This is a genomic window from Aeromonas sp. 6P (genome assembly GCF_051919525.1).
In the GTDB taxonomy this organism is placed as follows: domain Bacteria; phylum Pseudomonadota; class Gammaproteobacteria; order Enterobacterales; family Aeromonadaceae; genus Aeromonas; species Aeromonas veronii.
This window is the reverse complement of record NZ_JBQBEO010000002.1, coordinates 749,624-762,596: the sequence shown is the minus strand read 5'-3', so window position 1 is coordinate 762,596 and position 12,973 is coordinate 749,624. Positions and strand designations below refer to the sequence as shown.

Sequence of the window (12,973 nt, the reverse complement as noted above, 5' to 3'; positions counted from 1 at the left end):
GTAAAAGAGCACGAGATTTCACGCCGCACGCAGTGCCGCGAGAGAATGCAATATTGAGCATCAGATGTTGCATATTCGTCTCCTTACAGGATAAAAGTTGAACAGGTTGCAGAAGTCTAAAAAATATCCGAATTTAAAACAAGCCTCTTGCGACTCCTTTTTAAACGTTTTTACGGCATTTTATGCTGCCCGAAGGGGAGCTTGGGACATCAGATCCCCGAGAGTAGCCGGTACTCCTCCAGCACGTAGGTATCCGTCATGCCGCTGACATAATCGAGCAGCAACCGCACCCGGTAATACCACTCTTGCTCATGCTTACAGGCAAAACGTGGATCCGGGGTGGCGATCGCCAATCGATAGGCCTTGAGGTGACGAGCCGAGAGGCGGTGATAGAGGCGGCGCGCAAAGAAAAGCGCCTGACTCCCCTCCCCGGCCAGCAGACGGGCAAACTGTGGCGCTGGCAGCGCCAACAGGCAGGCATAACTGGTGAGCACCCCGCGCAGCGCCGCATACCCCTCCAGCTCAAGCGCTTCCACCTCGGGACGCATAAAGACCAGCTCGCGGGCCACCTGCTTGAGGATATCGAGCACCCGCGCCGCCGGCGCCTGACCGTGCAGCAGCGCTTGCGGATAGGATCCCTGCAAAATGGCCTGATGTTCGCTGACATAGCTCTGCGCCGCCAACGCCACCAGATCCCGGGTCAACAGCTGGCGAAAATGGGGGAAAAAGCCCCGACCAGAGGCCAGCGCCTCATCCAGCAAGGTGCCCACGTAGTCACTCTGGTCAGCAGCTCGCAGCGCCGCCAGCAGTTCACCCTGAGTCAGGATCCGCCGGTCTACCGCATCTTCCAGATCGGCGATGCAGTAGGAGATGTCATCGGCCGCCTCCATGATGTAGACCAGCGGATGGCGACAGCCGGGGGCCAATCCCAGACTCTGGCCGAGGGCACTGTAGAGCGGCTGCTCGCTAAAGAAGATGCCTCGTTTGCTGCTCCAGCCATGATGCTGGCCATAGCTCACCCCGGGTTGCGGCTGCTGCGGGTATTTGCAGAGCGCCGCCAGTTGTCCGAGCGTCAGGTTGAGCTCGTGCAAGCTGTGCACCAGCCGCAGACTCTGGGCGTTGCCATCAAACAGTTGCAGGTCCTGACGCAATTCCGCCCACTGGGCCGAGGGGGGCTGCGCCAGCGCCTGCTGATAGAGGAGATCGAGCATCTCGCCGAGCCACTGGCTCATCACCTGCTCGCCAAAGTGGCCAAACGGCGGGTTGCCCACGTCATGAAGCAGGCAGGACATCTCCACCAGATTGATAAAGGCCCCTTCACAGACCATCCCGGCAGGCAAGGCGGCCAAAATGCGGCGGCTGATCTGGCGACCGGTCTCCTGCACCTCCAGCGAGTGGGTGAGGCGACTGCGCACCGAGGCCTTCACATCGAGCGGAAAGACCTGGGTCTTCTGCTGCAACCGGCGCACCGGCGCGGCCTGCACGATACGGGCGCGATCCTGCTCGGTCGCCTCCAGCAGATCCTCGTCCCCCCAAGGGTGGATGCGCGCAGGGGTAATCAAACGGCTATACATCTTGCAGCTCCTTGCCAGCAACTTCCATCAGACTCAAGACAACCTCCAGCCTCAAGACAGCAACCAGCGCCGCAGACGGGCGATATCGCCCGGATATTCCCGGCGCAGCGTCTCAATCCAGTCTTCCACGTTTTCCCACCAGGCGGGATGATCCGGGCTCTGGATCAGCTGGGCCGTCTGCTGCAATCGGCGCAGGCCAATGGAGCCTGCCGCCCCTTTTATCTTGTGTGCCTCTTCCACCACCCCAGCTTGATCCTTGGCAATCATGTTGGAGTCGAGCACAGCCATGTAGTCCGGCATCATCTTCTCGAACAGATCAACGCTGGAGAGCAGCACCTGCTTTCCCACGGTATCGGCATAATCGGTGAGGAAGGGGATATCCAGCAGGGCATCCTGATTGCCCGCATCAGCCTGCTCGTCCGCTTCATCCTCGGCCAGATCGGCAAACAGGTGACCAATCACCTCCCGCACCGCTTTGGAGCCAAGCGGCTTGTTAATGACATCCTGCATGCCGTGATCCCGGTAGTACTGGCGATCGCCGGTGGAGTTGGCGGTGAGCGCCACCATGGGTGGCAGGCTGTCGCCATAACGCTCCAGCAGGGTTTTCGCCACATCGAAGCCGGTCATGTCCGGCAGCTGGATATCGAGCAAAATGAGGTCGAAATCATCCGGGTTGGCCATCGCCAACGCCTGGGTGCCGTCCCGTGCCACCTGCACCTGATGACCCAGCTTGTTGAGCAAGGCGCAGGCCACCGTCACGTTAAGCTCCACATCCTCCACCAGCAGGATATCGAGGGAGGGCATCTCCTCCTCCGGCTCTGGCAACACAGGCTCGGCGCAAGCCACTTCCAGCTCGGCGGTGAAGCAGGAGCCTTCGCCCGGATCGCTGTCCACATAGAGCTGGCCGCCCATCGCCTGCACAAGCTGACGGGAGACCGCGAGCCCAATGCCGGTGCCGGTGGCGTGCTTCTTGCCCTGCACCTGATAGTACATGGCGAAGATCTTCTCCTGCTGGGCGCGCGGGATGCCGATGCCGGTATCCTCCACCTCGAAGTGCAGGGCCAGCTTGCCCGGCTCGTCGGCTGGATGGGAGAGACAACGCACGGTGACGCCCCCCTCATCGGTAAACTTGACCGCGTTGCCCACCAGATTCCACAGCACCTGACGCAGGCGGGTACCGTCAGCCATCACAAATTGCGGCATGTCGCCATCGCGATCGAAATGGAGATAGAGCCCCTTCTGCTCCGCCTGAATGCGCGACAGGGTCTCCAGCTCGTCGAGGAAGGCAGGCAGGTCGATACGGGTTGGCGCAATTTCGAGGCGACGGCGATCCAGTTTGTCCAAGTCGATGATGTCGTTGAAGATATTGCCAAGGGTCACCGCACTCAGGTGAATGGTCTTGAGCTGCTGATGCTGTTTGGGATCGAGGGGGGTATCCATCAGCATCCGGCTTAAGCCCACAATGCCGTTGAGCGGGGTGCGCAACTCGTGGCTGATGGTGGAGATAAAGGTGGTCTTGTCACGGCTCGCCTTCTCCAGCTTGTCCTGATACTGCTTGCGCTCGGTGATGTCGCGGCCAAAACCGAGCAGGCCGAGTCGCTTGCCGAAGCGGTCGAAGAAGGGCACCTTGCGCAGCTCGAAGTAAGCCTTGCGGCCATCGGGATACTCCAGCCACTGCTCGTAGGTGAGCGGCTCGTTGCTGGCAAAGACCTGCTTGTCGGTCTCCACCACCTTGTTGGCGATCTCCTGCTTGTAGACATCGAACGGGGTCAGACCGATCAGCTCGGCCTCCACCTTGCCGGTCAGCTCTTCCATGGCGCGGTTGCAGCCGGAGAACTGCTCATCCTCGTTGCGGTAGTAGACCAGATCGGGGGAGCAGTCGATAAAGGAGCGCAGCAGCGCGGTGCGCTCCCCCAGATGGAGCTGGGCTTTCTCCCGCTGGAACACCTCGTTCTCGAGATCCTCGATGGCCTGCAGACGCAGGCTCTCGGCCCGATTGGTTTCGGCAATCTGGGCGTTGAGACGGCTGATGTTCTCCTGCAGCTGGGTATTGAGCTCCAGATCCCGCTCGCGCATATCTTGCAGCTTGCGCACCATCCGGCTCAGTCGTTGACGGGAATCCTCCAGCTGATCCACCACGATGGAGAGAAAATAGACCGCCCAGGGAGTCACCAGCAGGCCAAAGAAGACCGAGCGAACGAAGTCGATCACATCGATATTGCCGCGCAGGAACAGGGTCACCCCCATCTGGATGGCAACCGCCAGCACGATAATGCCCGCCGCCAGGAACATGCTAAAGCGCACCAGTCCCAGCTTGGTCATCAGATCGACATAATATTGCGCCCAGGATTTAATCTGTTTCATCTTATTGTTTTCCCCCGATATTCGCGGTACAGAATACCAGCACAACCGAGTGAACTCTTCTTAATCTCGCACAATTAATTAACGATTCGCCGAATGAAATGAGTGGGTTAGGATAATTGGCAATATTGAGTCAGTTGCCATTAAGGTTTTTTCTTTATACTCACCGGCTGAAATAATTCACAACCATTTAATTTAGGAGTTATCCGATGCGCAATACCACCTTGCTGGGCCTGGGCCTGCTGGTCGCAAATAGTGCTTATGCTGATTTGGGTGAAATTCCCAAGGAGTCTGGCTGGTCCGGTTTCCTGCTTGGCGGGGTCAGTGTCATCAATTACGAATCGAATTTTTATAGTGGTGATGATGAAAACCGCCGCCTGAGCGGACTGGGCAGTGCCGAGAGCAGCTCCGCCGTTGCCCCGCTGCTCAACGCCGATATCCGCTACACCTTTGCCGATACCCGCACCCAGGTCTTCCTCGGTAACCTGATCCAGGATGCCATCCGTTTCGACTTCACCCAGCAGCTCGGTATCCGTCAGGAGATGAGCGACAAGGGCATCGTAGCTGGCTCCGTGGTCTTTAATGCCATGCCGACCGAGCAGTGGAGCGATCCCTTCGCCGTAGGCGTTGATCGCCAGTCGACCGATATCAAGTCAAAAGGGGTGCGCTTCGCCTGGGACAGCATCTGGGGTAGCAACTTCAATGGCAGCCTGACCACCCGCAACATCGAGGTGGATGAGGAACGCAGCGGCCAGCAATACGATAAGGATAACCAGACAAACTATGCAGCCAAGCTGGATCGCAACGGCAAGATCCACGCCCTCGACCTCTCCTACAAATGGCAGCTGGCACCCGGTCAAATTCTGGAGCCAGCCTTTATCTACCGCCAAGCCGATCTGGACGGCAGCGCCCAAAGCTACAAGAGCAACGGCCTCCAGTTGACCTACGGCATGCGCGCTTCCCAGTGGTCTTTCGTCAGCAACGCCTATCTGGGCCAGACCAAATATGATGAAGCCAACCCCATCTTTGGCCAAAACGCCGACTCCGACGAGTTTGCCCTGACCGGTACCTTCTTCTGGCACCGCCTGTTCGGTATCGCGCCGCTCTCGGCGACCTTTACCGCTGGCTACGCCAAGTCCGACTCCGACGTCAACTTCTACGATTCTGAATCCGTGATGTTCAACACCGGCCTGCTCTACAACTTCTAACAACGGTTATGCGTACCGATACAACAAGGCCACCCGAAGGTGGCCTTGTTGTTATCCGGCGATTGACTCAAATACCCAGAGAGTCGAGCAGATCGTCGTGATCGTTGGCAACCGGGGCAGCAGCCTGAGCCGGCTTGGCGGCATCCTGCTTGGCCTGTGCGATCAGCGCATCGGGATCCAGCTCTTCATGCTCCATTCCCTCATTGTGGATGCGGATGAACTCGGTTTTGTCCATCGCCAGCTCCAGATAGAAGATATTGTTGCGGGCGGTGAAGAAGGTGACGCGGCGGGACTCCGGGCTGTCGAGATTGGTATCGACGCTCAGCATCACCTGCTTGTTTAGCGCCAGCATCTTCGGCTGGTTCTGGGTGATGTGAGTCTGCAGATCGCGGCCCACCTTGACGGTAAAGCTACCGACGATCTGGTTCATCAGCTCGCCCATCACGTTGCTCACCTCGTCAGAGGTGTGGGAGATGGCGAGATCCTCTTTGGAGAGCCCCATGCTGAGCATGTAGCTCTCGTACAGCTCCATGGCGGCGGCGGCGGAGAAGTTGATCACCACCAGACCGGAAAAACCGCCATCGAACAGCACGAAGCAACCGATATCCGGCTTGAGGCAGGTCTTGCTGATCCGCTGCACCATGCCGGAAAACCGCACCTGACTCATGGTCGCGGCACTCAAAACGTCCGTCACCGAGTTGCACAGGCTGAGCAGCACATCCTCTGTGGTCAATACGGCATCGTCATCGGATCTTGTCACTATCATGGGACCTTCCTGAACATCGAAAATGGGCTTATCTATACCATAACTCTAACAGATGGCGCGGCTCGGAGACTGAAATAGCGACATGCCTCTCAGTTGACTCCGTTATCAGCAGCCACTGGGGTGAAACCGCTCAGCTTGGCGAGCCGGGCACGCCATATATCGGCCTGCTGGACCAAAACTTGTGGCTCATAAGGCACGACCGGATGAGCCCCCCAGATGGGGCCGGGCCAGGCGCGATCCGTCGCAAAGCGGGCGACATGGTGAAGGTGGAGTTGCGGCACCAGATTACCCAGCGCCCCAATGTTGATCTTGTCCGGGCTGAGGGCCTTCTCCATCAGGGCGGCGACGGCGCAGGACTCCTGCATCAGCTGTTGCTGCTGCTCCGGCGCCAGATGGTGAATTTCCCGCAGGTTGGCTACTCGCGGTACCAGGATCAGCCAGGGATACTGGCAGTCTTTGGCCAGCAAGACCCGGCAGAGGGGCAGATCCCCGAGCCACCGGGTATCTGCCTGCAGGCGGGAATGCAATTCAAACATGAACACCTCGTTGAGTACGATGAAGAGGGCATCCGACAGGGATGCCCACGTTACTGCAACGGGCGACAAACTTAAAGCTGTGGCACGGCCCAGCTGATAAAGCGCTTGCGAAGGGCGGGGTCTGCCTTGAGGAACAGCTGCTGCAACTGCCCTTCCAGCTCGCTGGCTGCCACAACGGGTTGCGCCCCACCGGAGAGCGTAGCCGTTGGTTGTGTAGTAACAGCGGCGGCCGTCAGCGCCGCCTTGCCGCCGCTGCGGTTGTATTCAGCCAGTTTGCCGTTCCAATCCACCCCAAGCAGCATGCCACTGGCCACCAGCGCGTCCTGCTGGATGGCAAGCGCGCGGCCATTCTCCTGCAACGCCACCACCGGATCCTTGGCATACGCCTGCATCCCCCGCTCGTCTCCCGGTACGCTGGCCGTCAGCTGCAAATGCTGATTGCTGCCCTGATAGCGCACCACCTGCGGCTCGGAGCGTACCTGCCGATCATTCTCGCTGCTGCTGCGACTGGGGATCACCCCCTCGAAGCGCACCAGCAGTTGCTGCTCGCCATCCGCCAGGGTGGCATGCTGCTCATCCTGCAAGGTACCGTTGCTCACCGCGAGAATGCGGAAATTCTCCGGCACCTTCACGTCCACCATGGCCTGCACACTGCCTGCCCCCAACACTGCACAGAGCAGCACAAAACCGGTCAACCCTCTATTACTCTTCATTCCCGCTGATCTTCCTGATGCCGATGATGGGCGCAGGGTAGCAGCCGAAGATGACAGAAAAATAACGCCGCTCAGAGCAGGTAGTGGGGTCGCTCGGCAAACCACTGGGCCAGCACCTGCTTGAACAGCCGGATCTTGCGTGGCACCCGCCGCTGCTGGGCATGCAGCACATGAAGCTGATGCAAGCCGCTCTGCCACTCATCGAGCACGGTCACCAGCTCTCCTGCCATCAGCTGCGACTCCACCAGCATCAGCGGACACTTGGCATAGCCCATACCGGCGCGCGCCAATTGCAACACGGTACTGTAGTGGTTGGTCCGCACCTTGCCCTGCACCAGAATGTGGGCCTCCTCCCCCTCACGGATAAAGTGCCACTGCTCCCAGGCCGGATTGTGTCCCTGCAACAGGCAGCTGCGCCCGCTCAGCTCATAGGGAGTGGCAGGACGCCCCTCTCGCGCCACCAGCGCGGGGCTGGCCACCACCACATCCTTGAGCCGCCCCAGCGGCAGGGCCACCAGATTGTCCGGCACCTCGCTTATGGCGCGCAGGGCGATGTCGTTTTCTCCCTGACTCATGTCGACCATCTGGTTGGTGAAATTGAGTTCCACCTCCACTCCCGGGCAGAGCGCGGCAAAGCTGGTCAGCAGTTCGCTCACCATGCGGTCACCGGTGCTGACCGGGCAGGTAAAGCGCAGTCGTCCGCAATCCTCTTCGGTCAGCGCCTGAATATCCTGCTCCGCCTGCCGAGCCAGCGCGAAGATCTCCCCCGCCTGCTGATAGAGGGTCTTGCCCGCCTCGGTCAGACTGAGGCGGCGGGTGGTGCGCTGCAACAGTTGTGCATTGAGGGAGGTCTCCAGCGCGCTGACATGGCGGCTCAGCATCCCCTTGCTCACTCCCAGCGTATCGGCAGCAGCCGAGAAACTGCCGCGCAGCACCACTTCGTAAAAGCTGGCCAGATGGGCGATATCCATCATTAGCTCCAATATGGAAACAATGGGTTTATTTTACGCGCTTTTTCGCATTTTCTGTTGCGCTAGAATCGATACATCCCAACCAGGAGTGATGCAGATGAAAATTGTGATTGTGGGTGCCTCCGGCACCGTCGGCTCCGCGGTCAGTGAACTGCTTGCCAAAGATCATCAGGTGATCCGGGTCGGCCACAGCCGTGGCGATGCCACGGTCGACATGCGCGATCCCGCCTCCATCAAGGCGCTGTTTGCCCAAGTAGGCCAGTTTGATGCGCTGGTGGTGGCCAGCGGCAGCGTGGCCTTCAACGGCCTGACCGAGATGACCGACGAGCAGTGGCAGGTGGGACTGGAGAGCAAGCTGATGGGCCAGATCAACCTGACCCGAGCCGCCATTCCCTATCTGACTGACAAGGGTTCCATCACTTTGATCAGCGGTATTCTGAGCGAGGAGCCGATCAACTGGGGCGTGAGCGCCAGCACAGTCAACGGCGCCATCGATCACTTTGTGAAAGCGGCCGCCTGCGAGCTACCCAGAGGCCTTCGCATCAACGTGGTGAGCCCCACCGTGCTGGCGGAGTCGATGGACAAATACGCCGACTTCTTCCCGGGCTTCGTGCCGGTGCCCGCCGCCAAGGTGGCGCAGGCTTACAAGAAGTCGGTGCTGGGCATCCAGACCGGTCAGGTGTTCAGAGTGAACGGCTAAGCGCCGCTCGCTTACCGCCAGACCAGCAATAAAAACGGGCCCCGCAACGGGGCCCGTCTGTTTCTCTGCCTATCTCCTTTGCTGCCGGCAAACGTTTGTTTGTTGGCGACAAAAAAAGAGCACCCTTAGTCGATCAGACCGTACTGCTCGCGCAGCACCTCGATGATCTCCTGCTTGGGATTTGCAGAACGCGCCAGCTTGTGGCCGATGATCTTCTCGGCGATCCCGACGTAGGTGTTGGAGATATCCATCATCACTTCGGTCGGCAGCTTGTTGTCGCGGGCCAGGGCGAAACGTTCCGGCATGCGGTTCTTGTTGAGCAGGATGTCCGGATCCGGGAAGTGGTTGAGCAGCCACTGACGGAAACCCTCTTTGGACTTCTCGACAATCTGACCGTCGCGCAGGGCCGCGCCATCCCAGATACGGGAGCTGTCGGGGGTGCCCACTTCATCCATGTAGATCAGCTTCTCGTTGCCGGCGGCATCGTGGACGTAACCAAACTCGAACTTGGTATCGACGAAGATCTGATCCAGCCCGGCCAGCGCGTCGCTGATGACGTTGAAGCCCTCTTTGAGCAGCACTTCGTAGCGGTCGATGTCGGCCGGTTTGCTGAAGTTGAAGCCTTTATAGTGGCGCTCGATATCGGCACGGGAGACATTGACGTCATCGGCTTCCGGCACGCCATCCAGCCCTTTCAGCACGCCCTTGGTAGACGGGGTGATGAGGATTTCCGGCAGCTTTTGATCTTTTTTGAGCCCTTCCGGCAGGGTGATGCCGCAGAACTCGCGCTCGCCATCCTTGTAGGCACGCCACATGGAGCCGGTGATGTACTGGCGGGCAATCGCCTCGATCATCACCGGACGGGCTTTTTGCACGATCCAGACGAAGGGGTGCGGAATATCCAGAATGTGGCTGTCAGCCAGTCCCTTCTCCTTGAACAGCTTGAACCAGTGGCTGGAGATGGCGTTGAGCGCCGCCCCTTTGCCCGGTACGCCGTTCAGGCCATCCACACCTTGCCAGATGCAATCGAAAGCCGAGATGCGATCGCTGATCACCATGAGGGCGAGGGGCGCATCGGCCGGCACATCATAGCCTTTCTCTTTTATGAGCCGGGCACTGTCTTCGGGGGTCAACCAGTAGACGCTGCGCACTTTGCCGGAATGGACAGGTTTATCGGTACGGATCGGCAAATCGTCATTCACCGCCAATACTTGATCTGCAAGACTCATGGCTAATAACACTTCCTGTTTGTGGGGGGTAAACATCGCGAGTTCCTCACCTGCGCGCTCTGTTTGCAACGGGCTGGCAAGGGGGCTCGCATCATCGAAAACCACTCGGAATCCCCGCGTTTTCAGGGGGATTCCGATAACAAAACAGGGGCACAAGGCCCCTGTATTTATTCTGCTTTTGCTGCTGCCTGATCGGCCAGCCCCTTGGCGAACGCCTCGGACAGGCTGATATACATCTGGGAGATAACCCCGGACGATACCGGCTTCTTGTCCTTGTCGAACAGGGTGATGGAGGTCTTGCCTCCCGCCATTTCACCAAGCTGGAAGCGGTATTTCTCCTCCTCCAGTTTGAACGGCTCGCTCCCTTTCGCCTTCCAGAACTCGGCACCCGGCTCTTCGTACTCGACGTCGATCCAGCCCAGAGACTGCTGGGTATCCTTGATGGTGAAACCGTAAGCAGGCAGTACCTGGTTGAGGCGACGCCACACCTGATCAAAGGAACCTTCGGCAATCCAGGCGCTCAGCTCGTTGTTGTCCAGACCCAGTTGCAGACCCATGCCATCGTTGGACTTGTGCTGCTCGCGGGCTTTCAGCTGGCTGTCGTAATAGAGAGAGAACTGGTTCAGCACTCGTGCGGCATAGCGCTGGGCATCGGCAGGGGTCAGCTTGTTGCTGGTCTCGCCGTCGATGGTCTCTTCGTGATCCAGTACCCGGACCGACATGTTGACGGCGTGGCGCTGGGCGTCGTTGCGTACGGTGAACTGGTAACGCTGACGGATTTTGAAGTCTTCGTCATCTTCACCCCAGCCATCGAGGGCTACCGTGTTGTCAAACCAGCCGGTCTGCAATACGCCATCCTGCTGATCCAGCTTCTCGGTGGTGACCTTGTATTTGGCCAGGAAGTTCATCAGGAACGACCAGGTATCGCGCTCCACGCTCTGGCTGGTGCTCAGGGCATAGAAGGCAACGGTCGGTTCGGTTGCGCTCTGCACCACCTGGCTGCCCGGTACCACGGTCAGCAGTTGAGCGGGTGGGCGCACATCAACCTGGGCGCCGAGGGCACCTTCACGGCTGCTCTCGGGAAGCGGCGGAATATCGTACTGGCTGTTGAAGGTGGGGGCACTCAATCCTGCGGGGATCAAGAACGCGCGGCCCTCGAGGCGGGCATCTTCATAACCGAAGTCGCGGTTGGCCATTTTGCGATCCTGGGGGGTGCTGCAACCGGCCAAGACGGCCACAGTCGCAACGCTCAGCACCAGACGGGCTCTATTTCCCTTTCCATTAGATTTAAACACTCGCCATCAACTCCGCTGTGGTCAGTGCTCGCGCCATCTGCTGTTCGCCCTCGGGGGTGAGGTCAACCAGCGGCAGGCGCAAGGTGGCTGTTGCAATCAACCCCAGTTGGGCACAGGCCCATTTCACCGGGGTGGGACTCGGTTCGCAGAACAGAGTCTTGTGCAACGGCATCAAGAGATTGTTGATGTCATGCGCCTGCCCGGCATCACCGGCCAGCGCAGCACGACACATGTCGGCCATCTGGGCCGCCGCAATATTGGTGGTGACCGAAATCACGCCATCGCCACCTTGCAGCATAAAATCACAACCAGTGGCATCGTCGCCACTGTAAAGGGCAAACTCCGGCCCGCACAGCTCGCGCAGCAGCGGGGTGCGGCTCAAATCGCCGGTTGCCTCTTTCAAACCAATAATGCCGGGAACCTTGGCCAGACGGGCCACGGTCTCCGGTTTGAGATCGCAACAGGTGCGACCGGGCACATTATAAAGAATTTGGGGCAGACCACTAGCCTCGGCGATCGCACAATAGTGGCGATAGAGACCTTCCTGAGTGGGCTTGTTGTAGTAAGGAGTCACCGAGAGACCCGCCACCACGCCGGTTTTGGCCAGTCGCTTTGCCAATTCAATGGCATGGGCAGTATTGTTGGAGCCGCAACCGGCGATGACGGGAATGCGTCCGGCGGCATACTCAACGGTCTTTTCAACGACGGCGATATGCTCCTGCTCGCTCAGGGTCACCGATTCCCCTGTGGTGCCCACCGCAACAATGGCGCTGGTCCCGGCGCTGACATGAAAGTCGACCAGTTTGGCCAGACTGGCCCAATCGACTTCACCCGAAGCCTGCATGGGGGTAACGAGCGCAACAATACTACCGCGTAACATGGACTTTTCTCCCGATTTTCAGGGGCGTAATGGTAAAGCTGCCCCCTTTGAAAAACAAGGGAGAGAGGGGGCAAGCCGTGATACCATCCGGAACAAAAAGTAATGGACGAAAGTCGGCAGCGTCCCTCAGGGAGTGGTCATCAGGGCCGGAGGGTTGGCTTGCCAGCGCGGCTTTCGCAACGAAATAACGGACGAGAGAAGATTTATGACTCACTACCTGGTCGTAACGGCCATCGGCACGGACAGGCCTGGCATCGTCAATGAAGTGACCCGCCACGTCAGTGGCTGTGGTTGCAACATTGTAGACAGCCGCCTTGGCATCTTCGGCAATGAATTTACCTTTATCATGCTGCTCTCGGGCGACTGGAACAGCATGATGCAACTCGAAATCAGCCTGCCCCTGCGTAGCCAGGAGTGGGATCTCATCACCATGATGAAACGCACCGAGCGCCACCAGTCCCTGCAGTATGACGTCCGCGCCAGTGCCGACCTGTTGATCCGCGACGAGCCCGGCATCGTAAGCCAGTGCACCCAGTTCTTCAGCGAACATGGCTGGAATATCCAGGCGATGCAATCCATGACTCTGGAACAGCAGCCGTTCAACCTGCTGAAGATCAGTTTTCAGCTCAATCTGGCCAGAGAGGGTGAAGTGGAAGGTTCGCAAACCGCCTTCGCCGAATTCTGTCGTCAACTGGGTGCCGAATCGTTCGAGTTTATCGTCAATCGCAAACACGCCTGAG

General features: G+C 59.0%; 12 protein-coding genes. 3 read left to right on the top strand and 9 right to left on the bottom strand.

From position 1 onward, the window contains the following. Positions 1 to 209: 209 nt before the first annotated feature. Positions 210 to 1,574 carry a dGTPase gene (gene dgt, locus ACTG2J_RS03750; RefSeq protein ID WP_439997207.1) on the bottom strand — a complete coding sequence of 455 codons (1,365 nt, stop codon included), beginning with the start codon at positions 1,572 to 1,574 and terminating at the stop codon, positions 210 to 212. Positions 1,575 to 1,625: 51 nt separating this feature from the next. Beyond that, complete coding sequence (gene arcB / locus ACTG2J_RS03745) at positions 1,626 to 3,938, bottom strand: aerobic respiration two-component sensor histidine kinase ArcB (RefSeq protein WP_335875085.1); 2,313 nt, start codon at positions 3,936 to 3,938, stop codon at positions 1,626 to 1,628. A gap of 206 nt (positions 3,939 to 4,144) precedes the next feature. On the opposite strand from arcB, the gene ACTG2J_RS03740 reads away from it, so the two are divergent. After that, entirely contained in the window at positions 4,145 to 5,143 is a 999-nt protein-coding gene (locus ACTG2J_RS03740) for a DUF2860 family protein (protein WP_439997206.1), read from the top strand. Positions 5,144 to 5,210: 67 nt separating this feature from the next. Here ACTG2J_RS03740 and ACTG2J_RS03735 read toward each other — a convergent pair whose 3' ends face one another. The 4 genes from ACTG2J_RS03735 to ACTG2J_RS03720 all read right to left on the bottom strand — a co-directional run bounded on the left by ACTG2J_RS03735 (position 5,211) and on the right by ACTG2J_RS03720 (position 8,129). After that, positions 5,211 to 5,909: a DUF3334 family protein gene (locus ACTG2J_RS03735; protein WP_005339098.1), complete on the bottom strand. Its 699-nt coding sequence runs from the start codon at positions 5,907 to 5,909 to the stop codon at positions 5,211 to 5,213. Between the two features lie 89 nt (positions 5,910 to 5,998). Further along, a complete protein-coding gene (locus ACTG2J_RS03730; RefSeq protein WP_263718361.1) occupies positions 5,999 to 6,445 on the bottom strand; it encodes an HIT domain-containing protein in 447 nt (148 codons plus the stop codon). 71 nt (positions 6,446 to 6,516) lie between these two features. Next, positions 6,517 to 7,158, bottom strand: coding sequence for a DUF2057 domain-containing protein (locus ACTG2J_RS03725; RefSeq protein WP_439997205.1), 642 nt, complete (start codon positions 7,156 to 7,158; stop codon positions 6,517 to 6,519). A gap of 71 nt (positions 7,159 to 7,229) precedes the next feature. Further along, positions 7,230 to 8,129 (bottom strand): LysR family transcriptional regulator, encoded by a 900-nt coding sequence (locus tag ACTG2J_RS03720; RefSeq protein WP_439997900.1) that lies wholly within the window; start codon positions 8,127 to 8,129, stop codon positions 7,230 to 7,232. Positions 8,130 to 8,226: 97 nt separating this feature from the next. On the opposite strand from ACTG2J_RS03720, the gene ACTG2J_RS03715 reads away from it, so the two are divergent. Next, the gene (locus ACTG2J_RS03715) at positions 8,227 to 8,829 is read left to right on the top strand and encodes a short chain dehydrogenase (RefSeq protein ID WP_021231956.1); all 603 of its coding nucleotides are present in this window, start codon (positions 8,227 to 8,229) and stop codon (positions 8,827 to 8,829) included. Between the two features lie 125 nt (positions 8,830 to 8,954). Here the strand turns inward: ACTG2J_RS03715 and ACTG2J_RS03710 are convergent, their stop codons facing one another. The 3 genes from ACTG2J_RS03710 to dapA form a co-directional block, all read right to left on the bottom strand. Continuing rightward, positions 8,955 to 10,058 carry a phosphoribosylaminoimidazolesuccinocarboxamide synthase gene (locus ACTG2J_RS03710; protein ID WP_162506306.1) on the bottom strand — a complete coding sequence of 368 codons (1,104 nt, stop codon included), beginning with the start codon at positions 10,056 to 10,058 and terminating at the stop codon, positions 8,955 to 8,957. Between the two features lie 167 nt (positions 10,059 to 10,225). After that, positions 10,226 to 11,353: an outer membrane protein assembly factor BamC gene (bamC, locus tag ACTG2J_RS03705; protein WP_005349235.1), complete on the bottom strand. Its 1,128-nt coding sequence runs from the start codon at positions 11,351 to 11,353 to the stop codon at positions 10,226 to 10,228. Beyond that, positions 11,346 to 12,233, bottom strand: coding sequence for a 4-hydroxy-tetrahydrodipicolinate synthase (gene dapA / locus ACTG2J_RS03700; protein ID WP_439997204.1), 888 nt, complete (start codon positions 12,231 to 12,233; stop codon positions 11,346 to 11,348). The genes bamC and dapA overlap by 8 nt, the downstream gene beginning before the upstream one ends. A 205-nt stretch (positions 12,234 to 12,438) precedes the next feature. Here dapA and ACTG2J_RS03695 point away from each other — a divergent pair, with 205 nt between their 5' ends. Beyond that, positions 12,439 to 12,972 carry a glycine cleavage system protein R gene (locus ACTG2J_RS03695; protein WP_005349229.1) on the top strand — a complete coding sequence of 178 codons (534 nt, stop codon included), beginning with the start codon at positions 12,439 to 12,441 and terminating at the stop codon, positions 12,970 to 12,972. The last annotated feature ends 1 nt before the right edge of the window (position 12,973 follow it).